Source organism: Pelatocladus sp., from assembly GCF_059505505.1.
Genome location: NZ_JCACKS010000244.1, coordinates 11,523 through 35,291, shown reverse-complemented (window position 1 = coordinate 35,291; position 23,769 = coordinate 11,523). Strand labels below are relative to the sequence as shown.

Below are 23,769 nucleotides of genomic sequence, written 5' to 3'. Positions count from 1 at the left end.
GGAGGTGCCGAAGGCGGTGGGGTTCTTTCTATGCATCTTCATATGGAAATGGTATCACTACAAGCAAAATTTTGAAATTTTTGTGACACTTGCGTAAGTCCTGTTACCAATTACCAATTACCAATGAATATTGAAAGTCCGATTTTAAAAGTTGAAAAATTAAGTGTCAAGAAGGGTAATTATCTAGCTATTCTTGATGTTTCTTTTGAATTGTTGCCAGGGACAAATACTGCTATAGTTGGTCCCAATGGTGCGGGTAAAAGTACTTTAGTACAAGCAGTTTTAGATCTAATTCCACGCACTACTGGCAATATAGAAATATTTGGTCGTCCAGTAACTAGATTAGGACATTTATGTCATCAGTTGGGGTATGTGCCACAGCATTTTATTTTTGACCGTAGTTTTCCGATTTCTGTAAGTGAGTTGGTAGGTTTGGGATGGGTAAAACAAGGAAAAAAGGAAAAGGTATTTTCTCAAAACTTATGGCAGCAAAATCAAGAAAAAGCAACAGCAGTAACCTCTGCTTTACGACGAACTGATGCTTATCATCTGCGAAATCAAGCAATTGGTACTTTGAGTGGTGGTCAGTTAAAGCGAGTATTGCTTGCTTATTGCTTGGTTATGCCTAGAAGATTATTAATACTAGATGAAGCTTTTGCTGGGGTAGATGTGCGAGGTGCAGCAGATTTTTACACTCTGCTAAATGATCTCAAGCAAGAAGAGGGTTGGACAGTCTTACAAGTTTCCCACGATATTGATATGGTCAACCGTTATTGCGATCGCGTGATTTGTCTCAACCAAACCATCGTTTGCACCGGACTACCAGAAGTTGCGCTTTCACCAAACAATCTTTTAGCAACCTACGGTCCAGGATTTAGCCGTTATCAACATAATCATTAGATCGGGGAACGGGGATTGAGGATTGGGGAATAGGGAATAGATAACTGTACAGACGCGTAGACGCTCGTAAGAGTATAATCATGTCTCTAATTGGTATTACTCATCTAAATGTTCGGCAACGGCTTGATAAATATGCAAAACATGGTGATCATGGAGGCTATAAAATACACGACGACCTTGCTTACGATAATTCACTAAGCGCATTACTCGTAAATTTCGCAACTGATGGGATACAGCAGATTCTGTCATCTCCAGCGTCGCTGCTAAATCACTCACACAAAGTTCTTTTTCTGCTAAAAGAGATAGAATTCTTAGACGATTAGCATCCCCTAAAAAACTAAAAAATTCTGCCATTCGTTGAGCTTTTTGGCTGCTGAGAACCTGAATTGAAAGGGGTTGCAAATCTTTTGTAAACATTTTGCTTTATCTGGCAATTTAATTAGTGAACAGAAACTAAACTTATATACTTCACAGACTTATGATTCTGTGTAAATAATATTGCATGAATTGCTTTAATGATTATCATTTTTATTGGTTAGCCGTCACCACAATTAGTGACTTGTTAACTTTGCTACAGTTTCCCTTTATGCAACGAGCGATCGCTGGTGCTGTATTAATGGGAATACTTGGTGGTTTGCTTGGCTGTTTTGTCACCTTGCGCCAGTTGTCTTTTTTTAGTCATGCTGTCGGTCATGCGGCATTAGTCGGCGTAGCATTAGGTGTATTGCTACAGTTAAATCCTACTTGGATGCTGCTACCTTTCACATTAGTGTTTGGGGTGGTCGTGATTTACTTTATCGACAAAACTGATTTAGCTAGCGATAGCGTACTTAGTATAGTATTATCAGGAGCCTTAGCGATCGGCATAATTTTAAGTAGTCTCATCCAAGGATATCGCGGTAACTTGATGGGAGTTTTGTTTGGCGATATTCTGGCGATCAATCTCACAGACCTGATTTTAACCATGCTGGTGCTTGTGGGAGGGAGCATATTTCTATTATCAACCCTACGCCAGCAAATTTTGTTAACCCTTAATCTTGGTGTGGCAAAAGTCCAAGGAATTCCGGTACAAATTTATCGATATGGATTTGTAGTTTTACTTTCATTAGCTGTTGCTGTAGCAATTAAGGCTGTCGGCGTTTTACTGGTGAATGCATTTCTGGTAATTCCCGCCTCCACAGCCAAATTGATGAGTCATCACTTTAGCCGCTTTCTGCTCCTGTCGGTGATTGTTGGTTCTACTACGAGTATCGCTGGCATAATTGCATCAGGTCTTTTTAACCTTGCTTCTGGCCCAAGCATTGTACTGCTACAATTTATCGTGTTTGTAGCTGTATTCGGCTGGATCAAGTTGATGAGCAAAGGGGCTTGGAACGGGTGAACTTTGGGAGACCGCTACCTTCCCCAATCCCCATTTCCTTATACTGCTTTAATAAATTTTCTGTAAATTTTGCGTAAATCCACTTAGAATCTATTCCGAAATTCTACGATTTCAGATAAAAGTTGGGTATACAACCATCGTTAAAAACCAACTCAATGAAACGAAGTTTGCCAAAAAGGCGCTATGCGTCTGCACAACTTGTACAAATTGCCATCATTGTTTTCATCTTTCTTGGCAGTATTGGTATTGTTGGGGTAGGTTTCGTTTTCAGACAAGCTTTTAACAACAACAATCAAGTTAAAACCATACAAGATGCCTCACGTTACCAAGAAATACGGCAGAAACTTTGGTTAAATCAAAACCAAGTCAGACATTTTCCTTATAAAATTCCGGCTAATGCTTTGAATGTTCGTCTTGCTTACTCTCGTGGTTTTTTACAAGGAAACAATAATAATTTTTTTCAACTTCGATTAAAACTTCCACAAGAACAGATAAACAATTTACATAATCAATACGAAGCTATAGCTAAACACAAATACATTGGTGGTAATACTAACATCCATGCCAATCTACCTAATGGTGTTCCTACTACTTTTTTTTATACTAGTAACTCTAAAGAAGATTCCTTTCCTAACTCCTATGAAATATTAGTATTGGGTGCAAACGATAGAAGTAGTTCTGATTTTAAGTGGAATCATGGTGATAGTTACGGTGTCGCCATTAATGTATCGGCTTCAGAGATCATCTACTGGGCTGAAGAATGGTAGGTAGTTGGCGGAGAGTGTCCTTAGACAAAATAAATATAGCAATCCTATATAATTTGTGAGAATCGCAAAGCCCAGATCCCCGACAACTCCTGCGAAGTCGGAGATCTTGTCTGGAGCGAATGCAGGAATGCTATATAACTGCTTCACAGTAGAGTAGATTTTTATGTCATTGTTTCCAATGAATTAGGGATGAAAAGGAAGTATTACTTGGAAAAAAAGCTCTAGCAAGTAGTTTATTCAACTGACTGACTTCTGTAGGTTCTATTTACCAGATAAATTCTATTTTTAGCATTATATAGATACTAGTTTTAATTGCATTTGATTTTTTGAGATTTTAAAATCATAAGATTCATGCAAACTATTTAGATTACTTATTTTGTGTTTTTGTAATATGTTTATTGTCAAGCTTCTATTTGATGCATGTATCAATATATCTCTTTCAAATAGTTTTGTTTGTTTTTAGGAACTATTATTTGAAAAGTCAAAAATATTCAATATATTCGTCATTACATGCAACTATATAATCAATCAAAGCAAATTATCGCGAGTTATGCTAAAAATTAGCTACTTGAAATAAATATCAACATTACTGTAATATTGTTGCATGATATAGATAGCTTTTAGAAAACCCTTTGAAAACCAAAAATAGTTTGCAGCAGCAAGTAAATAATGCTATTTTTGGCTTTTAAAGCTGGTCAGGAATTAATTTTGATTTTTACCTTATTTTGACGACTGCAATTTTAATAAAGGTTCCAAATAGCTGACATATGAATAAATAATTCATAAAATGTTTGCCTGGATACCTGATGGTAAATTTGCATAGTTTGATAATCCATCAATAGACATATATGTGCATTCTCAGTGTAGGAAACTACAAAAAAATCCTTTTTCTTTCTAAGGACATAGTCTAGGGTGATTTGATAATTTGACTCGAATGAGAATAGCAATTTCAGTAGCTAAATGCTGATTGTTGCGTGACTCTAGAGCAAATACAAATTAAAAAATATGTGATTAAGATAGTTGATTAGAGCTTAGATGGTCTTATTGATCTCAGTTCAATCAACACAAATTACTTATTCTTTATTTATTTAAGGATAAGTAGTTTGAATCACAAAAAAGGTTGATGAGTAAAGTTAACGCCATATGATGAGATCTATCTCAAGTCTAATTGACTCAAGCGTTGTTTTTTTTCATATTTAATAAGCTAGAAGCAAAGTTCAAAAATAAAAAAATCAATTCCATAAGCTTTGCTATTTCAACTAAGAATTATGATGTCTCAAATCAGCAAGTTTTTTATATAAAGACCCTTTGCTAGTCTATATATGCTCAAAAAAATGTCATTTAGTAGACGTTATTTTTTGTATGCGAGCCTATCAGTTTTAGCAGGAGCAAGCACTGTTGGTATTGAAACAAATAGAAATTTCATGTACAGTCAAGCACTTGATAATGCAAGCAAAGAGTTCAAAGTAGCTGGGAAAACTTCTTTAAAAGATCGTGCCACAACGAAAGGATTAATATATGGAGCTGCTGCTGTACAGGATGATTTGGTATCAAACAAAGATTTGAAAATTAGCTTTATTAGGGAATGTAATGTGTTGGTGCCAGATTATCAACTGAAGTGGGATAATATACGACCTACTCCCAAAAAATTTGACTTTACCAAATCAGATTGGTTAGCTCAGTTTGCACAATTTAATAATATGTTGTTCCGTGGACATACTTTAGTTTGGCATCAAGCTTTACCTGTGTGGTTTCAGGAAGTAGTGAACTGCAAAAATGCAGAAAACTTTTTGTTGGAACATATTACAACAGTGGCTAAACATTATAGAGGGAGAATACACTCTTGGGATGTAGTGAACGAGGCGATAGAACCAGATGATGGACGAACTGACAGCTTACGAAAGTCGCCTTGGCTAGAGTTTTTAGGTGTAGATTACATCGAACTTGCTTTTCGCACAGCTGCGGCTAGTGATCCTAAAGCAATGTTGGTCTATAACGACTATGGACTAGAGTATGACAACCCCAAAGATGAAGCCAAAAGAACTGCTGTTTTGAAACTGCTAGAGCGACTCAAATCAAGAGGAACACCGATTCATGCTTTTGGTATGCAATCTCATCTCATGGGTCATCAAAGTGCCTTAAATGCTAAAAAATTGCGAAATTTTCTTGCAGATGTGGCGAGTCTTGGTCTCAAAATTCTGATTACCGAACTAGATGTGATAGACCAAAAATTAACTTCAGATCCGATTGTACGCGATCGCATTGTTGCAGGTATTTATGAAGACTATTTGAACATTGTCCTAGATGAGCGAGCAGTCATCGCAGTTTTAACTTGGGGATTGAGCGATAAATATACTTGGGTATCAAATTTTTTTCCCCGTTCAGATAAATTAGCAGTTCGTCCCTTACCGTTGGACTCAAATATGAAATCCAAGCTGGCTTGGAATGCTATAGCCAGAGCGTTTGATCACGCTCCAAAAAGATAATCAATCTGTAATTCCAGAAACTATTTGCATCTACTCAAGTATGTAAAAAAGCATACTTGACAATCTTAACCCAGGGTGAACCATGAAGATCAATATTTGTGGTGTGGAAATTGACCAACTTTGTTTTAATGAAGTTGTTGAACAGATTGTCGAACACGTACTAGTAGGGAAAGAGCCAAAATATGTTGTCACACCTAATGCACAACATGTTGTACTGCTACAAAGCAATTTTCGTTTTCGTGAATACTATCGTCACGCTTTTTTAGTAGTACCAGACGGGGTTTCTCTATTATGGGCAGCAAAATTTTTGCAGACATCACTAAAGGGTCGAGTCAATGGGACAGATTTGTTTGAGAAATTATGTGCGATCGCATCTCAAAAAGATCTAAAAATCTTCTTTTTGGGAGGACGCCCCGGAGCATCTACAAAAGCTAAGGAAGTTCTAGAAAAAAGATATCCCAGTCTCCAAATAGTTGGCACATACTGCCCACCCTATGGTTTTGAATCACAGCCAGAAGAACTAGCAATTATTAACTCTAAAATTCAAGACGCAAAACCAGATATTCTGTTTGTCGGTTTGGGTTCTCCTAAGCAGGAATTCTGGATTTATGACAATTACAAAACCCTAAATATCCCAATTTCAATTGGGATTGGAGTTAGTTTTGAACTAGTGAGTAATATGGTGCAACGAGCGCCATTATGGATGCAAAAATCTGGCTTAGAATGGTTTTTCCGTTTATTAGTTGAACCTCGACGCCTATGGAAACGCTATATTATGGGTAATCCTTTGTTTGTTTTGTTGGTACTCAAACAACGTATCGGAGTGACAAAATTTGAATGAAAGGGAACAGGGAACTTATAAACCCTAAGCAATACTTGTTTGATGCTATAGCAATCCGATTTGATTAATGAATTTACTCGTGGAGGCAGGCAATAGGCAATAGGCAATAGGCAATAGGGAAAGAAAGAAAAAAAGGAAGCTAGATGTGTACTGAGTTTTGTAAGCGCAGAGCGCAGGCTACGCCAACAAAAATCAAATAGGAATCCTATATCAACTCCCATATTCCAAGTATTGGAGCCAATCCAAAATCCGAAGTCTAAAATCTAAAATTGAATTGCTCAAGAATTCATCCAAAGCATGAATATAAACTTGGTACGTGCTTGATTTTTTGTGAAAAAATCAATTTGGTGATCAAAATCATGACTACTAATACTCTCACAGTTACAAGTTTTAAACCAGATTTAAGATCAGCGAAAGGTACGACTATCCAAAGAGGATTAAAAATTAGGATATTGCGAGTTATAACGCTGATTTCGTTGGATATTATGGCTCTAACTGCGGCATGGATGTTAGCAGCATATTACGGAACAAGCATAGAATTCCTGTTGGTGGAACAAATATCTTTACTGATACTCATGTTAGTCACAGGGATAAGTGTAATAGCAGTTAAAGGACTCTATAAACCGGGAAAAGAACGTCGAAACTATTTTGGTTTAATTCAAGCAGTATCACTAGCAGATATTTTACTTTTATGCATAGCCTTTCTTTACGAACCAGATAGTTATGTATCACGGTCTACTTTCCTGATATTTTGGGTTTGTTCTGTAGTGTTTGTTTGTTGCGATCGCTTGATTTTTGATGTAGCTACAAAACAACTTCGATATCAAGGAGCAATTCGTCATTCAGTTTTTCTGATTACTGAGAATCAAGACCAAAAAAATCATATTCAGTTAATTGAAAAAGAAAATTGCTACACAGTGCAAGGAATTGCCGATCCTAGTTGTCTGGATTTAGTGAATCGAGAAGCAACTTTTGAGTATCTTCGTAAACAGGGTATTACAGAAGCTTTTGTTTCTTGGAATGCGATCAAAAACCGTCTCTATGTTTGTTGGCATTTCCAGACTGCTGGCATTCTTTTACGAATTATGCCAATGGAAACTGATATTTATTACCCCAAATCAGTCTTCTGGATGCTCGGTCAAGTACCTTGTATGACAATTCCAGCACCAATTATTGCAGGTAGTGATTTTTGGATAAAAAGGTGTTTTGATCTTGCTTCTTCAGTCTTACTATTATTATTGTTATCTCCGATTTACTTGGCGATCGCAATACTAATTAAATTAGACTCTCCAGGCCCAATTTTCTTCCAACAAAATCGAGTCGGGTTACATGGGAAAAATTTTAAAATCTGGAAATTTCGGACAATGGTAAATAATGCTGAAAAACTGCAAGCATCTCTGGAAAAGAACAATGAAATCAAAGATGGTGTACTCTTTAAAATGAAAAATGATCCTCGAATTACCCAAGTAGGTAAATTTCTCCGACTTTACAGTTTAGATGAATTGCCACAACTCTTTAATGTTTTAGTCGGAGAAATGAGTTTAGTTGGTCCGCGTCCTCTTCCTAGTAGGGATGTTGAAAGGTTTAAAACAAAGCACTTTATTCGTCAAGAAGTTTTGCCTGGTATTACTGGATTGTGGCAGGTTTCTGGTCGCTCTGATATTGATAACTTTGATGATGGAGTGAAACTAGACATTAATTACATTGAGAATTGGTCACTCTGGCTTGATTTGAAAATTTTACTAGAAACTGTGAAGGTCGTAGTGCAAAAATCGGGTGCTTATTAAGTGCGATTGTATATAACCACCACAAGGAAACTTGTTGTATGGAGACTAATAGCTACACACAAGAAACAGAAATTCAACAGTACATACTTGTTCTCAAACGTCGTTGGCGATTGATAGCATCAATCATTATTGCTTCCATTGGATTATCAGGTTTAGCTTTATTCATGCAAAAACCTGAATATCAAGCAGATGGTATACTTCTTTTCAAATCAGATCGTACATCATCGCTGACAAAAGTAGGGGAAAAAATTGGGGATTTAGAAGCCTTGATGCGTGAGGGAAATCCTTTAGAAACCCAAGCCGTAATTGTGAATTCTCATCCAATGTTGCAAGAAGTTATTACAGCTCTAGACTTAAAAAATGAACAAGGAAAACTAATTGATCCGGAATTGCTTAAAATCAATGTTAAACCAATTGTAGGAACAGATGTCCTCAAAGTTTCTTACGCCTCAAATGATCCTGAATTAGCCGCAGCAGTAGTCAATCAGTTAATGAAGTCTTATGTAGAGAACAATATTCAAACTAACCGTGCTCAAGTCTCTGCTGCGGGTGAATTTATTAAAGAACAACTACCCAATTCTCGTCGAGAATTAGAAAGAGCAGCTGAAGCATTACGTCAGTTTAAAATTCAAAATAGAGTGATTCAGCTTGCAGAGGAATCAACCGCAGCTATTGATATCATTTCCAAGCTTGATCAAGAAATGAATCAAATCAAGGCTGCATTAGCAGATGTGAGCGCTCAAGAAGCACAGATAGCCAGTCAACTAAATGTTAGTGAAAATCAGGCAGTAACTGTTGCTTCCTTGAGTCAAATACCTGGTGTTCAAGAAGTTTTGACTGAGTTGCAAAAAATTCAAACCAAGTTAGCAAATGCCAGAGCAATTTATACTGAGCAACACCCAACCATTACTGATTTAAAAAATCAACAAGCAACTCTCAATTCTTTATTACAACAACGTACTCAGCAATATTCAGGAATTCCCTTAGTTTCTCCTGGTAAATTGCAAATAGGCAAGATTAGAGAAGAAATGGTTGGTAATTATGTGCAGTTAAAAGCAGAACGACAGGGATTAGAAAAAAAATTCCGAACTTTGTCTAATATTCGAGCGAATTATCAGCAACAGTTGGCTGTGATGCCAAGTTTGGAGAAGCAGCAACAAGGTTTAGAACGTAAGTTAGAATCTGCTAAAAATGGCTATGAAAATCTTGTTAGTAGACTACAGGAAATTCAGGTAGCAGAAAAGCAGACTATTGGGAATGCCAGAATTGTCCAACCTGCACAAATTCCGAAAAAGTCAGTCATCTCCAAAACCAAAATCCTGCTAGCAACTGGGAGTATTTTTGCAGGTGTATTACTTAGTATTGCTGCTGCATTTTTTGTAGACTTGATTGATCGATCATTGAAAACAGTCAAGGAAACCGAAACATTTTTTGGTTACACTTTATTGGGGTTAATTCCTAAATATAAACCGAATAATTTTGTGAATGCTGTGCAAGATGTAGATGTAGAAGATGGTGTTTATCCGCAAGTGATTACCACAACTTCACCTCGCACATTAGTTCATGAAGCCTACCAAATGCTGCAAGCAAACCTGAAATTTATTAGCCATCGAAAAGTTCGCAAAATAGTCGTTACTAGTTCTGTGAGTGCTGAAGGGAAATCAGATGTTTCTGCCAATTTGGCTGCGGTTATCGCTCAATCAGGTAAGCGAGTTTTACTGGTTGATGCAGATATGCGTAAACCAACACAACATCATTTATGGAGTTTAATTAACTCAGTGGGTTTGAGTCATCTGCTTGTGGGTCAGGGAGTTTTTTCCCAAGCAGTACACAAAGTTACAGAATATTTGTCAGTACTGACCGCAGGAGTTATCCCGCCAAATCCCTTAGCTTTGATTGATTCTGAAGGTATGACCTCTTTAGTTGATATTTTTGCGGAAAACTACGATTACGTTATTTTCGATACCCCACCTCTAGTGGGTATCGCAGATGCAGCAGTTTTAGGAAAAATGGCAGATGGAATTTTGTTGGTAACTCGACCCGGTGTTTTAGATTCACCTAGTGCTGCTGCTGCTAAGTCTCTAATAGAACGTTCTGAGGCTAATGTTTTGGGAATAATTGCTAATGCTGTTAACGCCAAGCAAGAACCTAGCAGTTACTTTTATTATTCGAGTCCTCGCGATCGCAAGAGTGCGGCAGACTTGGAAAGAGTAGCAAGAATGTCATAGGAGTGGACTAATACCGTTTCACTATCAGTCTGATAAATTTGGCAACCAACGAAAAAAGGAGGAAAAACAAGACAATCAAGAATTTTGTGAAATGGTATGAGCGTGGCTTCCGAAAGAAACAAACTTATTTTTCAAATCGGAACTTAATCGACATGACCACAAAGAAACACGGTTTAGAACAACTCTCTAATCAAAAGATGGTATTTAGAGAGCGATCGCACTGCATTAGTTGTGGCTCCTCGAATCTTCATCCCCTGTGGCAAGGAAAATTTACTGATGAACCCACTCGTTCTTTTCTTAACAGATGTCATTACAGTAAAGATGTAGTGACCTTGCTTGCAGAGGAAACCTTTTCTTTAATGCGTTGTCAAACCTGTGGCATGATTTTTCATCAACGAATCCTCACACCACAAGGGTTACACAAGCTATATGACGAGTGGATTAATGATGCTCAAATCGAACATATGGAAGCACACTATCAAACAGGTAGCAAGCGAGATACTCTGTTTGAACGTGGACGACAATGTATCAAGCATCTATTACGGCTCAAAAAATTAGTAGAACCATACACAACAGAGCAATTTCGCATTCTCGACTATGGCTGTGGCGATGGACACTTCCTCTGTTTAGCAAAGTTTTTTGGTTTTGATGTCTATGGAATTGATTTCAGCCAAAAGCGTAGCGAACGAGCCGCAACAATGGGTATCTCTATTTTCAATAATTGGGAAGCTCTAGAATCTGCTCAAATCAACAAAGTTCATGCTGTCTCACTCTTTCAAGTATTAGAGCATCTCGAAGATCCCCTTGCAACCCTACGTAAAATTGCCACCACAATTACAAACAGAGGAATTTTAATCGTTGAAGTTCCTGATTGTCGAGGAATTAGTCAGCCTCAAAATTTTTCTGAATTTCATGCTGTTCACCCACTCGAACATATCAATGCTTTTACCCCAATCACATTGAAAAAAATGTGTGAACAAGCCGGATTTGTTTCGATTAATCGCCTCCCTGCTCATGTCACAACTAGTTTCTTAGATACCCTCCGCACAGAAGTTAGTCGTTTCATACAGCGAAATCGAACTGCACTGTATTTTCAACTTCCACATTGACCGAACAAGGCAAAAGTAAAAAGTAAAAAGGCAAAAGAATAAATTATTTTTCTTTTAACTTTTACTTGAATTAGGGATTATCTTTTTACTTCTTAAAACGTTTCAGACTCAAAGAATGTGAAAGCTAATAGCTGATCAGTGAAAAGTGTGCAAACTACCATAGGTTATGAACGATGAGTGTTCAAGTAGACTTGATAGCAAATCAAAAGCAAATAGAAAACTCGAATTTCAGTCTTTGGCAGCAAATTAAAGAAGACTGGATAGCCCACGGACGTGATTGGACTTTACCTGGGTTCCGCAGTGTTGCTGTTCACCGCTTCGGAGTTTGGCGCAAGAAAATTAAACCCAAAATCTTACAACTGCCTTTTAGCATTCTCTACATAATGCTATATCGTAGAATTCGCAATCACTACGGGATTGAACTACTTTACACAGTTAAGCTTGGTCGTCGTGTCGTTATCCACCATCAAGGAACAATCATCATCAACGCCTATGCTGTCATTGGTGATGAATCCCAGATTTGCCAAGGAGTGACATTAGGAAGTCGTTACGCAGATCGTCCCTATGATGCACCGAGATTAGGTAAAGGAGTTGAAGTTGGAGCTGGTGCAAAAATTTTGGGCAAAGTCACCATTGGTGATTATGCCAAAATCGGTGCTAATGCTGTGGTTCTATGCGATGTCCCACCAGGAGCAACAGCAATTGGTATTCCCGCAAAAATTATTAACTAGAAGTCCGTTCCCTGTCAAGAGTTCCCCCTTCACATAATTTAGTGTCATGTCAATTAGTCAGCTTTTGCCTTTGCTTACTCATGTTGTTTTATTAATCAGCACGTCGATCTTATTGATCATCTGCTTATTTTTCCTAATTGAATGTACTGCTGCTTTGTTAGCGATCGCCTCTTCGCATCGCACAGATCAATGGCAAAATACTAAAGTTACTGTCTTAGTCCCGGCACACAATGAAGAAGTTGTGATTCGTGACACCTTGGAAAAATTGATCTGTGCGTTGAAACCACAAGACCGTTTGATTGTGATTGCTGACAATTGTCATGATGCCACAGCCGAGATTGCCCGTAGTGTGGGTGCTACAGTAATTGAACGCCAAGATTCCATCTATAAAGGTAAAGGATACGCTCTAGACTACGGCTTACGCTTTATTGAGTCTGAACCTCCAGACGTAGTTGTAATTATTGATGCTGATTGTACAGTCTATCCAGGCGCGATCGCTCAACTGAGTGAGTGTGCGATCAAAAGCAATCGACCAGTACAAGCTACTTATTTAATGCTCATACCAAAAAACTCTCACTCGTCAAAAGACCTAATCTCTCAATTTTCGATTACCATCAAAAACTTAGTTCGTCCCTTGGGATCATCTCGCTTGGGAATGCCTTGCTTGTTGTATGGTACAGGTATGGCTTTCCCTTGGTCAGTCATTAGCTCAGTGAATCTAGCAAGTGGTCACATTGTCGAAGACTTAAAACTAGGTTTGGATTTGACCATTGCAGGACACAAACCACTATTTTGTCCAGAAGCAAAAGTTACTGGCTATTTACCACAGCAGTTACAAGCAGCCAAAAGCCAAAGAACTCGCTGGGAACACGGTCTTTTACAAACTATGTATACTTATGTTCCTCTTTTGTTGAAGGAAGCAATCTATCAAAAAAGGCTGGATTTGTTAGTAACCGCTCTAGATTTGTGCGTACCGCCTTTATCTTTGTTAGTAATGATTTGGTCAGTATTGATGATACTTTCTCTCACTTTTGGAACATTACTCGGAGCATGGATACCAGCAATGATTGTTGTTTTTTCTGGCTTTTGTTTTCTTTTATCAATCGTTTTATCTTGGAGTAAGTTTGCCCATCAAGACTTACCGATACGCCAAATTATAACTATACCTTTTTATATTCTCTGGAAAATACCTATTTATTTAAAGTTTATATTTTTACCTGAAAAAATATGGGTTCGTACAGAAAGAGACAAAGTGTAGGAATGCAGGAATCAATTGAGAAAACCTTTTTAATCATAGAATATGAAAAAAATCAATATAGAAAAATATCTCAGGTTTGGCGAAAAAGTTTTGATTATTTCAGGCTTAAGCTTTTTCTCAGGGATATTTGGTACTCAATCTATGGGTATTGTTCTATCCGAGGGATTGATCACATTCATCAGATTCTCACTTTGGGGAATATTTACCTTTCTAGTTTTTCTCTTTTGGCAGGATGCGATCGCCATCATCAATCGCAACAAAGTACTTTTTATATTAACGGCATTAGCTTATTTCTCATTTCTCTGGTCAGACTTTCCAGACTATACCTTTCTTAATTCCAGAGATATTTTGATGATGACCAATTTTGGTTTATATTTTGCTATACGATTTAGCTTAAAGGAGCAAATAAAACTTGTTACCTATACTCTATTAATAGGTATGTTTCTAAGCCTAGTTTTTGTGTATGTATTCCCTGGTATCGGTAGACATTGGGTTGATCATCCAGGAGCTTGGAAAGGAGTATATGGTCATAAAAACTATCTTGGCAGCATGATGGTTTTAAGCTCATTAGCTTTTTTATCTTTGGCAAAAGATACATTACTGATATATAGAATATCTGGGCTTGCTTTATCATTAATATTTATGATTTTTTCGACTTCTAGAACTTCTCTAGTTATTTCTTTTATACTTATATTAATCATCATGTTCTATAAACAATTTCGCTGGCGAGGAAAAGTCAGTGTGATTTATATAGATATTGGAATTCTAATTTTGGGATGTGTTTCCTTACTAATTTTTACTTATTGGGTAGAACTCATTACTGGTTTAGGTAGAGATCCAACTATAACGGGACGAACAATTATTTGGAACGTAGCACTAACTCGATTAATGGAAAGACCATTTTTAGGTTATGGACGTGGTGCATTTTGGGCGCCTAAAAGTAATTACGCAATTGAAGCAAGTCAAGCAATTGGTACAGGCTGGGTTCCACCTCATGGTCATAATGGCTTTATTGATACAGCACTTGATGTTGGTTTAATTGGTTTAGCGCTATTTTTATTTTGTTATTTTATGACTTTTGCGAAAGCTTTAAAGTTAGGATATGCAAGTAAAAAAGCAGAAGATATTTGGCCTTTGATATATCTGATTTTTTTGGCTATAAACAATGTTACAGAGAGTTGTTTATTGTATTTACCTAATCTTTATTGGGTTTTGTTTATGACGATTTCTTTTACTATTAGCAAAACAAAGCCAATAACAAACCACAGAGAACACAAAGACAAAAAACAGGAAGAAAGGAGGTACATAAGTTGCACTTAATTGGAGTTGTTGTTATTGGACGCAATGAAGGAAAGCGTCTTCAGCAGTGCTTGCTATCAGTGATTGGCAAAGAAACAACTGTGATCTATGTTGATTCTGGGTCAACAGATACGAGTGTGGCGCTGGCTGGTTTGCTGGGAGTTCATGTTGTAGAACTCGATTTATCGATTCCCTTTACCGCAGCTCGGGCGAGAAATGCAGGGTTTGAGTATCTATTGCAAGTCAAACCAGAAGTTGAATATGTCCAGTTTGTAGATGGAGACTGTTGGATTGTAGAGGGATGGTTAGAAACAGCAGCGCGTGAATTAGATACTCATCCAGAAGTTGTGGTGGTGTGTGGTCGGCGTCGGGAGGAATTTCCCGAAAACTCTATTTATAACAGCCTGTTGGACATTGAGTGGAACACTCCTGTAGGTGAAGCTAAAGCCTGTGGTGGTGACTCAATGATGAGGGTGACAGCTTTTAAAAAAGTAGAGGGATTCAATCCGTTATTGATCGCTGGAGAAGAACCAGAACTGTGTGTGCGCTTGCGACAATCTGGCGGCAAAATTTTGCGTCTCGATGCAGACATGACATGGCATGATGGGCAAATGACTCGTTTTGGTCAATGGTGGAGACGTTCAGTTCGTAGTGGTCATGCTTATGCTGAAGGAGCTTGGTTACACGGTCGCACTCCCGAACACCATTGGGTAAAAGAAAGTGTGCGGATTTGGATTTGGAGTTTGATTTTACCTTTATTGGCGATCGCCACTTTTTCATCAACTCACGCTTTCAGCATTCTGTTACTACTTGTAGCCTATTTCTTTTCTGGTTATCGAGCTTACAAATATACACAGAGTAGAGGTTTTGCCCAAAAAGATGCGATCGCCTATGGTTTATTTTGTATTTTAGGTAAATTCCCGCAATTAATTGGTCAGAGCCAATTTTTCTTGTATAAATTATCAAATCGACAGCCAACTATAGTGGAATACAAAGGAGCATTTTAATGCTGGTTAAAACTTTAACCAAAGCTGCTCATATTGTCATAAAACCAGGGAAAGCAAAGCTCAAGTCAAACTCTCTAAACGTTGATGAGCAATATAAAAAATCCATCGCTATTGTTGGCTGTGGCTATGTAGCAGACTATTACCTGAAAACACTTTCCCTGCATCCGCAACTACAGATATTAGGAGTAATGGATCGCATTAGCGATCGCGCATACAAATTTGCTACATATTATGAGATTCCTCGTGTTTATGGTTCCCTAGAAGAACTTCTTGATGATTCTAAAGTTGATATCGTCTTAAATTTAACCAACCCAAGCAGTCACTACCCAGTTTCTAAAGCTTGTTTAGAAGCTGGTAAACACGTTTATTCTGAGAAACCTTTAGCAATGGAGATGTCACAAGCTAACGAACTAGTCAACTTGGCTCAACAACAAGGTTTATATATTTCCTCAGCACCATGCAGTTTGTTGAGTGAAACAGCTCAAACAATTTGGAAAGCACTGCGAGAAAATCAGATTGGCACAGTTCGACTTGTCTATGCTGAAATGGATGATGGATTAGTTCATCTTATGCCTTATCAAAAATGGGTGAGTGCATCAGGTACTCCCTGGCCTTATAAAGATGAGTTTGAAGTTGGGTGTACGTTAGAACACGCAGGCTATTATGTCACATGGCTGACTGCATTCTTTGGCCCTGCACAGTCAGTGAGTGCCTTTTCATCCTGTCTGATTCCAGATAAACAAACTGAATTACCGTTAGATGTTAACACTCCAGATTTTTCTGTAGCCTGTATTCAGTTTGCCTCTGGCGTAATAGCCAGATTGACTTGCAGTATTGTTGCACCCCATGACCATTCTTTGAGGATTATTGGTGATACAGGTACACTTGGTATTCATGATTGTTGGTATTATGGAGCGCCAGTTTATATCAGGCGCAGTATCAACATTCGTCGCAAGAGATTTGAAGGCATTTGGAAGCAAAATTATCCACTAGTGAAACCTACTCACAAATTTAGGTATAAAGGCGCACAGCAAATGGATTTTTGTCGAGGTGTGGCAGATATGGCATCTGCAATGATTGAAAATCGTCCTTGTCGATTATCATCTGAATTTTCTCTGCACAATAATGAAATTGTGCTTGCGATTCAAAAATCTTTAGACACAGGCTCTCCCTATAAATTGACAACTACATTTGAGCCTATTGAACCAATGTTTTGGGCAAAATAGACCTGCATTGTGAATGTATCGACCTACATTGCGAATGTATCGACCTGCATTGTGAATGTATCGACCTACATTGTGAATGTATCGACCTACATTGTGAATGTATCGACCTGCATTGCGAATGTATCGACCTGCATTGCGAATGTATCGACCTGCATTGTGAATGTATCGACCTGCATTGTGAATAGATCTCTCCGAAAACTAATAGACCTCTTGCAAAAATATTTTTACCCCACCCTAACCCTAAGCGTAAACGGGGAGGGAACTAAATTTTCCCCCCGTTCACGGGGGGATTGAGGGGGGTTCATTCGACTTTTGCAAGAGGTCTAATGTAGAGACGCGCCTTAGCGCGTCTCTACAAGGATTTTGGGTAACTGTAAAAATACGGACGTTTTTTTGTGTATGAAATTACTAATAACAGGAGCATCGGGTTTTCTTGGGCAGTATACTGTGGCTGAAGCACTGCGACGTGGATTTCAAGTACGCGCCGTTGTCAGACCAACAAGTATTGCAAATCTTCCTTGGTGCAATCATCCAGGATTGGAGTTAGTCCGCATAGATTTACAAAAACCAGATAACTTGATCGCTGCATTGCAAGATGTAAATCTGGTACTGCACATAGCAGCAGCCATAAAGGGCGATTTTGCTACCCAATATGCTAATACTGTTGTGGCAACAGAGAACTTACTCAAAGCGATGGTTGCATCTGGGGTGTTGCGATTGGTAGCTATTAGTAGCTTTTCAGTGTTTGACTACCTACGAATTGATTCTGGTGCAACGATCACTGAAGATTCGCCCATTGAGCATCAACCTGCAATGCGGGATATCTATACCCAAACTAAGCTCATGCAAGAACAGATTGTGCGTGACTTTGAGGCAAAAAATGCTGGAAAGGTGACAATTGTGCGCCCTGGAATGATTTACGGGCGATCGCATTTGTGGAATGCTCTTCTAGGTGTCAAGGTGAGCGATCGCCTGTGGATTCGCATTGGTACTAACGCCCAAATACCTCTGACTTATGTCGAAAACTGTGCAGAAGCGATCATTCATGCTGCTGAAACTGACGAAGCGATTGGTAAAACTCTAAATATCGTCGATGATGATTTACCAACTCAGAGTGTGTATGTTGAGCAATTAGTAAAAATGATGCCGCGCTCACCTCATACCATTACAATTAGCTGGACACTCATGCGCTTGCTGGCTCATACAATTTGGCTGTGTAACCAATCGCTTTTAGTTGACAAGATCAAACTACCTCACATTTTAATCCCAGCAAGATTACACGCTCGCTTCAAACCGCTACGCTACAGCAACACTCGCGCCCAGCAAGTACTGCACTGGAAACCAAATTATTCACTAGTTACTGCTCTAGAACGTAGTTGTAGCGATATTGATTTACTACATGTCCAAGCTTCACCTATTTCCGTCTAGCAACACTTTCGTAGTAAGCGCTTAAGCGCTCATATAAGGACTAAAGTTCTCACTACAAACTTCTCTTTCCAATTTTGAATTTTGAATTTTGAATTTAAATATGCGTATTGCTTATCTAACTGGGGAATATCCCAGAGCAACAGACACTTTTATCCAGCGAGAAGTCGCAACCTTGCGAGAAATGGGTGTGGAGGTACATACATTCTCTGTTCGTCGCACAGATGATAGACATATGGTTGGAGCAGAACAGAAACAAGAACGCGATCGCACTTTCTATATTCTGCCTCCAAATCCAATTCATTTACTTTTAGCACATCTGAGTTTATTGTTAGCTTTTCCCAAAAGATATTTCAAGACAATCAAACTCGCATTTACAACCAGCCAACCAGGATTACGAGGTGGCTTATATCAGTTTTTCTATTTCTTAGAAGCGGGTATTCTAGCTCAACAAATTAAAAATAGACAAATCGAGCATTTGCACAACCACATTGCTGAAGCCAGTGGTACTGTTGCTATGTTGGCGGCTGAAATGGGTGGTTTTACTTATAGCTTTACGCTCCACGGGCCATATATTTTCCTGCGTCCCTATCAATGGCGACTAGATGAAAAAATCAAGCGATCGCTATTTGTCTGTTGTATTAGTTACTACGCTCGTAGCCAAGGAATGATTTTTGCACCTATTGAAAAGTGGAACCGAATGCATATAATTCATTGCGGTATTGATCCAGGATTATTTGATGTGGTTTCTCACAAAGAATCAGGAAAACGTCTACTGTTTGTGGGGCGATTGGCGGAGGCGAAAGGATTACCAATTTTACTTGAAAGCCTAGCTTTATTAAAACAAAGTCATCAAAATATTGTTTTAACAATCGTCGGCGATGGTCCAGATCGTCAAAAGTTGAAACAATTGACAGTCCAGTTGGAATTAACTAAAAATGTCAATTTTGTTGGTTATAAATCTCAAGCTGAGGTACGCAAATATTTTCAGCAAACAGATGTTTTTGTGATGTCTAGCTTTGCAGAAGGAATACCAGTAGTATTAATGGAAGCAATGGCGGCTGGTGTACCTGTAGTCGCTACCCAGATAGCAGGAATCAGTGAATTAGTAGAAAATGGTGTTAATGGCTATCTAGTTCCACCTGGAGAAGCTAATATATTAGCAACCTGCATAGAAAAATTACTGAACAATTATTTACTTAGGGTAACATTTAGTACGGCAGGTAGAGCTAAAGTAGAAAAAGACTTCAACATTCACTACGAAGTTGCACGACTATATCGCCTGATCACAAGTGCTTTGAAAGGTCATGTAGAACCAATTCGTCCCAATTTTCCAGAACATCAAGTTTCCCTGAGCGAATGTGAAACAGTATCAAATTTAAGATTGAAAATCAAAATTGGGGATAAGGGGTAACAGGAATTAACTGAAAACAATGAGGCGAATAGAATTCGCTATTACACAAACAAAATCTACCTAAATGGAATAGAATAACCCGCGCAGACGGGTTTTGTCTGTGTAGCCGCGATTTATAATCGCCAGGGCTGAATAAAATTTTACTTTTAGATTTGATATCCAACCTATGTATTTACTCACGATTTAATTCGGATTGCTATATAGCATTGAGAAGTCAAAAAACCAGGCAATAAATATTAAATCAACAATCTATTCTTAATTGAAAATATGACATCTATAAAAAAACTAGCTATTCGTGGAGCTATCTGGACTATTCTTGGTTTCGGAAGTATTCAAATCCTAAGATTTGGTAATAATTTAATTCTGACTCGCTTACTACAACCAGAATTTTTTGGTTTGATGGCTTTGGTAAATACCTTAAGAATGGGTCTGGAACTATTCTCAGATATTGGTGTTGCTCAAAATATCGTTAACAATAAAAGAGGCGATGAACCAATTTTTCTAAATACTATTTGGACTCTCCAAGTAATTCGTGGCGCAGTGATTTGGATTCTTGGCGTCATTCTTGCTTTTCCAATTGCACATTTCTACAACGACCAACGTCTACTATGGCTAATCCCAATTGTTGTATTTACTTCATTTATTGAAGGCTTTAATTCTACAAGTTTACACACTCTTCATCGTCAAATGAAACTGGGTAAACTTTCAATTTATGAACTTCTTTTTCAGTTATGTTATTACTCTACTTTAATAGTCTTAGTTTGGTTACATCCAAATATTTGGTCTTTAAGTATCGCTATAGTAATTTCAGGGATATATAAATTAGTTAGTAGCTACTGGTTAATACCAAAATATTCTAATCGCTTTGAATGGGAGCCAAAAACAGTTAAAGAAATTCTCTCGTTTAGTAAATGGATGTTTATTGCATCAACATTAATGTTTGCTGCTGAACAAACTGATCGCCTGGTTTTGGCTAAGTTATTGTCATTTGAAATCTTAGGTGTCTATACAGTAGCATATACTCTAGCTAGTATCCCTCGTGATGTGATCAGGCAACTTAGCTTTAGAGTTATTTTTCCTGCAATCTCCCAACAATCTCACTTACCAAGGGCTACTTTGCGGCAAAAAATTCTTCCTCAACGGCAATTAATACTACTAGCATCTGCAATTATATTGGCAATGTTAATCACTGTTGGAGATTTAGCAGTTTCATTTTTATATGATCGAAGATATGCTGCTGCGACTTGGATGATGCCTATTTTGTGTAGTGGAATTTGGTTTTCTTTGCTATTTTACACTACTAGTCCTGCTCTGCTAGCAATTGGTAAACCCCTGTATTCAGCCCAGAGCAATTTTGCTAGATTTGGAATTATAGCTTTGGGTGTACCTTTAGCCTATCAAAGCTTCAGTGTATTAGGAGCAATTATTGTCATTGCATTTAGTGATTTGCCTTTATACATAGTAAATCTCTATGGACTCTGGCGAGAAAAACTTTCTTGTTTTATTCAAGATCTTCAAACTACTGCTTTTTTTATCGGCGTACTAGCTTTATTTTTAATAATTAGAAGTTATTGGGGATTTGGTCTACCAATTAGCTCCTTATTATAAAACAATACGCTTGGTGTTAAGGTTATTGGTATTCAGAGGGAAAAGGGAACGGGGAACTCGTAACTGAGGCGATCGCAACTGTGCAGATAATTTTAACTATTAATTTAAATTTTAAATAGTATTATGTGCAATTGGCGATAATTTCAACTTAAATCTCACTTCATTAATCGGTTCTTTCCAGTGTTCTTCAAAGCGATATCCTAATAAAAATTCTGCTTGCTTCCCCAAATCATTTCCTTTTTTGATATTGGCGAAAATCTCTTTGATTTGCTGAGGAGCAATGATTGGATAGAGTAATTTAGCCAACCACAGGCTAATTTTTAACGCTTTGCTATAGTTTTGTGCAGCAGCAAAGGCAAGCACACCAATTTCTCCAGCATAGCTTGTATCAAAGCCTAGCAATACATGAAAAATATCGTGGGTAACAACATATCGCAAAGCAAATACATTGCGTTGAGCAACTTCTGCTAATTCAGGACTAATATTAAGCGGCTTGAGGTGATTTTCTCTCATATGAACTGCATATTCATACCCAAAACTGCCTAGAGGATATTCACTCAGTTTCTTGAAATCAATTGGAGGATAATATCCTACCACTTCTTGAAGTTGAGAATAAAGTTTTGGGTTAAATTTAGAACCCAAAAAATCAGATTTAAGAATAGCAAAATCTCCTAAATTATTGGATTTTTTGTATGCCAAAAGAGTTTTCAACTGTCTAAGCTTTTTCAGCATATATATACTCAAGTGAACTCAAATATATTCATATCTTGCACCAAATTTTCGTCCCGCCAATAAATATAGCAGTTCTCGGTTGTGTCCAATACGTACCCCACCCCTTAATCCCCTCCCCGCTTGCGGGGAGGGGAGGTTTTGCGTCAGCAAAGCCGGGGTGGGGTTCCGACTGTATTGCAATCGAGTGAGAAGTGCTATAAATTTCTTGGCTAATAGCGAAAGTCAGATAACTCTGACAAGGAAAGTCTTTGAGTCCGTTTCAACGGACTTATGCTATTAGCCTGAGAATTTATTCTCAGGCGGGATATGGGGTAGGTTTCTAACCTATGGCGGTTTTTGCTATAGTGCTTTTATTTTGTTAGCTGTAGATTCTTGTAGTTTTAAAGGCAATGGCAAGCCGGTTGCTTCAGCAATTTCAGGGGACGTAGTTTGTAGTTCTGCACTTCTCAAATATTTCCCATCCAAGATGGGAGATACAACTTTCATTCGGTGAGAAATGCTGTAGTAACGGTGCGTTTGTTGGATTATATGCCGTTCTTGAATGCTTTCGTCAGCGATTTTCTTCCGCAATTTAATAATTGCATCTATGACTGCTTCTGGTCTAGGTGGACATCCCGGTATATAAACATCAACTGGAATTAACTTGTCTACACCGCGAACTGCACTCGGAGAATCTGCACTAAACATACCTCCTGTAATTGTACAAGCTCCCATAGCGATGACATACTTTGGTTCTGCCATTTGCTCGTAGAGTCGCACTAAGTTTGGAGCATACTTCATAGTAATTGTACCTGCGGTAATTAACAGATCTGCCTGTCGGGGAGTTGCACGGGGAATCATCCCATATCTCTCCATATCAAAACGAGAAGCATAAGCAGCCATAAATTCCATGAAGCAGCAAGCTGTACCAAACATCATTGGATACAAGCTGGACATTTTTACCCAGTTGTAAAGATCATCTACGGTTGTGAGAATTACATTTTCTGAAAGTTGTTGCGTCACTTGAGGACGCTCAATAGGATTAATAATAGTGTCAGTCATTGGCTGATTCCCCCAATTACGTGAATAAGTTCTTAGAAAATTGAGCTTTTCAGACGGAAAATTCAGAAACTAAACTTGAATCAGAGTGCTAGCTGGGAAAGCTGTTTTTCTTGCCAAAGCTTTCAAACCATAAATAACTACATCAATGATAGCTTCGGTTTCGGAACAACAAGATCCCCGACTTAGAATAATCAACTATTTGAGGATTATTCCAGGACGCGATCGCACCATAAATGTTGTCTCGAAAAATCTATAAAATCATTGGGGAACGGATCAAATCCACCATTCGCTAGCTGTTTCCTAAATTGGGGATCTTTTTGTTCACGAATAATTTAAGAATGCTATGACACTCATCACAAATTTGTAGAACTGAGTCTTTGATACTCGTCGTTGAGTCTTTGATACTCGTCATCGAGTCTTTGATACTCGTCGTCGAGTCTTTGACACTCGTCGTCGAGTCTTTGATACTCGTCATCGAGTCTTTGATACTCGTCATCGAGTCTTTGATACTCGTCATCGAGTCTTTGAT

General features: G+C 38.1%; 19 protein-coding genes and 1 pseudogene. 17 read left to right on the top strand and 3 right to left on the bottom strand.

Annotated features, from left to right (window positions below):
• The first annotated feature begins 123 nt into the window (after positions 1-123).
• Positions 124-900 (top strand): metal ABC transporter ATP-binding protein, encoded by a 777-nt coding sequence (locus AC5JMK_RS24850; protein WP_096675936.1) that lies wholly within the window; start codon positions 124-126, stop codon positions 898-900.
• Between the two features lie 96 nt (positions 901-996).
• Here AC5JMK_RS24850 and AC5JMK_RS24845 read toward each other — a convergent pair whose 3' ends face one another.
• Positions 997-1,317, bottom strand: coding sequence for an ArsR/SmtB family transcription factor (locus tag AC5JMK_RS24845; RefSeq protein WP_096675935.1), 321 nt, complete (start codon positions 1,315-1,317; stop codon positions 997-999).
• Between the two features lie 85 nt (positions 1,318-1,402).
• Between AC5JMK_RS24845 and AC5JMK_RS24840 the strand changes: the two genes are divergently transcribed.
• The 16 genes and pseudogenes from AC5JMK_RS24840 to AC5JMK_RS24765 all read left to right on the top strand — a co-directional run bounded on the left by AC5JMK_RS24840 (position 1,403) and on the right by AC5JMK_RS24765 (position 21,467).
• Entirely contained in the window at positions 1,403-2,281 is an 879-nt protein-coding gene (locus tag AC5JMK_RS24840) for a metal ABC transporter permease (RefSeq protein ID WP_096675934.1), read from the top strand.
• A 155-nt stretch (positions 2,282-2,436) separates the two neighbouring features.
• Positions 2,437-3,048: a hypothetical protein gene (locus AC5JMK_RS24835; RefSeq protein ID WP_096675933.1), complete on the top strand. Its 612-nt coding sequence runs from the start codon at positions 2,437-2,439 to the stop codon at positions 3,046-3,048.
• 1,322 nt (positions 3,049-4,370) lie between these two features.
• The gene (locus AC5JMK_RS24830; RefSeq protein WP_096675932.1) at positions 4,371-5,534 is read left to right on the top strand and encodes an endo-1,4-beta-xylanase; all 1,164 of its coding nucleotides are present in this window, start codon (positions 4,371-4,373) and stop codon (positions 5,532-5,534) included.
• A gap of 82 nt (positions 5,535-5,616) precedes the next feature.
• The gene (locus AC5JMK_RS24825) at positions 5,617-6,375 is read left to right on the top strand and encodes a WecB/TagA/CpsF family glycosyltransferase (protein WP_096675931.1); all 759 of its coding nucleotides are present in this window, start codon (positions 5,617-5,619) and stop codon (positions 6,373-6,375) included.
• 359 nt (positions 6,376-6,734) lie between these two features.
• Positions 6,735-8,162, top strand: coding sequence for a sugar transferase (locus AC5JMK_RS24820; protein ID WP_096675930.1), 1,428 nt, complete (start codon positions 6,735-6,737; stop codon positions 8,160-8,162).
• Between the two features lie 38 nt (positions 8,163-8,200).
• Positions 8,201-9,481: pseudogene (locus tag AC5JMK_RS24815) on the top strand (GumC family protein); the annotation flags it as partial.
• A gap of 258 nt (positions 9,482-9,739) precedes the next feature.
• On the top strand, positions 9,740-10,390 hold the full coding sequence (locus tag AC5JMK_RS24810) for a CpsD/CapB family tyrosine-protein kinase (protein ID WP_495911239.1): 651 nt from the start codon (positions 9,740-9,742) through the stop codon (positions 10,388-10,390).
• 152 nt (positions 10,391-10,542) lie between these two features.
• Positions 10,543-11,499, top strand: coding sequence for a class I SAM-dependent methyltransferase (locus tag AC5JMK_RS24805; RefSeq protein WP_495911237.1), 957 nt, complete (start codon positions 10,543-10,545; stop codon positions 11,497-11,499).
• Between the two features lie 173 nt (positions 11,500-11,672).
• Positions 11,673-12,230, top strand: coding sequence for a serine O-acetyltransferase (locus AC5JMK_RS24800; RefSeq protein WP_495911236.1), 558 nt, complete (start codon positions 11,673-11,675; stop codon positions 12,228-12,230).
• A 46-nt stretch (positions 12,231-12,276) separates the two neighbouring features.
• On the top strand, positions 12,277-13,488 hold the full coding sequence (locus tag AC5JMK_RS24795; protein ID WP_495911235.1) for a glycosyltransferase family 2 protein: 1,212 nt from the start codon (positions 12,277-12,279) through the stop codon (positions 13,486-13,488).
• Positions 13,489-13,530: 42 nt separating this feature from the next.
• Positions 13,531-14,808, top strand: a complete 1,278-nt coding sequence (locus AC5JMK_RS24790) for an O-antigen ligase family protein (protein WP_495911234.1) — start codon at positions 13,531-13,533, stop codon at positions 14,806-14,808.
• On the top strand, positions 14,799-15,794 hold the full coding sequence (locus AC5JMK_RS24785; protein WP_495911233.1) for a glycosyltransferase family 2 protein: 996 nt from the start codon (positions 14,799-14,801) through the stop codon (positions 15,792-15,794). The genes AC5JMK_RS24790 and AC5JMK_RS24785 overlap by 10 nt, the downstream gene beginning before the upstream one ends.
• Positions 15,794-17,020 carry a Gfo/Idh/MocA family protein gene (locus AC5JMK_RS24780; protein WP_096675923.1) on the top strand — a complete coding sequence of 409 codons (1,227 nt, stop codon included), beginning with the start codon at positions 15,794-15,796 and terminating at the stop codon, positions 17,018-17,020. The genes AC5JMK_RS24785 and AC5JMK_RS24780 overlap by 1 nt, the downstream gene beginning before the upstream one ends.
• A gap of 399 nt (positions 17,021-17,419) precedes the next feature.
• Positions 17,420-18,448, top strand: coding sequence for an NAD-dependent epimerase/dehydratase family protein (locus AC5JMK_RS24775; RefSeq protein ID WP_096675922.1), 1,029 nt, complete (start codon positions 17,420-17,422; stop codon positions 18,446-18,448).
• 100 nt (positions 18,449-18,548) lie between these two features.
• Positions 18,549-19,859 (top strand): glycosyltransferase, encoded by a 1,311-nt coding sequence (locus AC5JMK_RS24770; RefSeq protein WP_495911238.1) that lies wholly within the window; start codon positions 18,549-18,551, stop codon positions 19,857-19,859.
• Between the two features lie 267 nt (positions 19,860-20,126).
• Complete coding sequence (locus tag AC5JMK_RS24765) at positions 20,127-21,467, top strand: oligosaccharide flippase family protein (protein ID WP_096675920.1); 1,341 nt, start codon at positions 20,127-20,129, stop codon at positions 21,465-21,467.
• A gap of 111 nt (positions 21,468-21,578) precedes the next feature.
• Here the strand turns inward: AC5JMK_RS24765 and AC5JMK_RS24760 are convergent, their stop codons facing one another.
• Together AC5JMK_RS24760 and nuoB are read right to left on the bottom strand one after the other, a co-directional pair.
• A complete protein-coding gene (locus tag AC5JMK_RS24760; protein ID WP_495911232.1) occupies positions 21,579-22,199 on the bottom strand; it encodes a Coq4 family protein in 621 nt (206 codons plus the stop codon).
• A 339-nt stretch (positions 22,200-22,538) separates the two neighbouring features.
• Positions 22,539-23,240: an NADH-quinone oxidoreductase subunit NuoB gene (nuoB, locus tag AC5JMK_RS24755; RefSeq protein ID WP_096675919.1), complete on the bottom strand. Its 702-nt coding sequence runs from the start codon at positions 23,238-23,240 to the stop codon at positions 22,539-22,541.
• Positions 23,241-23,769: the final 529 nt, after the last annotated feature.

Coding starts and splice junctions, on each gene's coding strand:
- AC5JMK_RS24850 (WP_096675936.1), top strand. CDS start 124: ATGAATATTGAAAGTCCGATTTTAAAAGTTGAAAAATTAAGTGTCAAG.
- AC5JMK_RS24845 (WP_096675935.1), bottom strand. CDS start 1,317: ATGTTTACAAAAGATTTGCAACCCCTTTCAATTCAGGTTCTCAGCAGC.
- AC5JMK_RS24840 (WP_096675934.1), top strand. CDS start 1,403: ATGAATTGCTTTAATGATTATCATTTTTATTGGTTAGCCGTCACCACA.
- AC5JMK_RS24835 (WP_096675933.1), top strand. CDS start 2,437: ATGAAACGAAGTTTGCCAAAAAGGCGCTATGCGTCTGCACAACTTGTA.
- AC5JMK_RS24830 (WP_096675932.1), top strand. CDS start 4,371: ATGCTCAAAAAAATGTCATTTAGTAGACGTTATTTTTTGTATGCGAGC.
- AC5JMK_RS24825 (WP_096675931.1), top strand. CDS start 5,617: ATGAAGATCAATATTTGTGGTGTGGAAATTGACCAACTTTGTTTTAAT.
- AC5JMK_RS24820 (WP_096675930.1), top strand. CDS start 6,735: ATGACTACTAATACTCTCACAGTTACAAGTTTTAAACCAGATTTAAGA.
- AC5JMK_RS24810 (WP_495911239.1), top strand. CDS start 9,740: ATGCTGCAAGCAAACCTGAAATTTATTAGCCATCGAAAAGTTCGCAAA.
- AC5JMK_RS24805 (WP_495911237.1), top strand. CDS start 10,543: ATGACCACAAAGAAACACGGTTTAGAACAACTCTCTAATCAAAAGATG.
- AC5JMK_RS24800 (WP_495911236.1), top strand. CDS start 11,673: ATGAGTGTTCAAGTAGACTTGATAGCAAATCAAAAGCAAATAGAAAAC.
- AC5JMK_RS24795 (WP_495911235.1), top strand. CDS start 12,277: ATGTCAATTAGTCAGCTTTTGCCTTTGCTTACTCATGTTGTTTTATTA.
- AC5JMK_RS24790 (WP_495911234.1), top strand. CDS start 13,531: ATGAAAAAAATCAATATAGAAAAATATCTCAGGTTTGGCGAAAAAGTT.
- AC5JMK_RS24780 (WP_096675923.1), top strand. CDS start 15,794: ATGCTGGTTAAAACTTTAACCAAAGCTGCTCATATTGTCATAAAACCA.
- AC5JMK_RS24775 (WP_096675922.1), top strand. CDS start 17,420: ATGAAATTACTAATAACAGGAGCATCGGGTTTTCTTGGGCAGTATACT.
- AC5JMK_RS24770 (WP_495911238.1), top strand. CDS start 18,549: ATGCGTATTGCTTATCTAACTGGGGAATATCCCAGAGCAACAGACACT.
- AC5JMK_RS24765 (WP_096675920.1), top strand. CDS start 20,127: ATGACATCTATAAAAAAACTAGCTATTCGTGGAGCTATCTGGACTATT.
- AC5JMK_RS24760 (WP_495911232.1), bottom strand. CDS start 22,199: ATGCTGAAAAAGCTTAGACAGTTGAAAACTCTTTTGGCATACAAAAAA.
- nuoB (WP_096675919.1), bottom strand. CDS start 23,240: ATGACTGACACTATTATTAATCCTATTGAGCGTCCTCAAGTGACGCAA.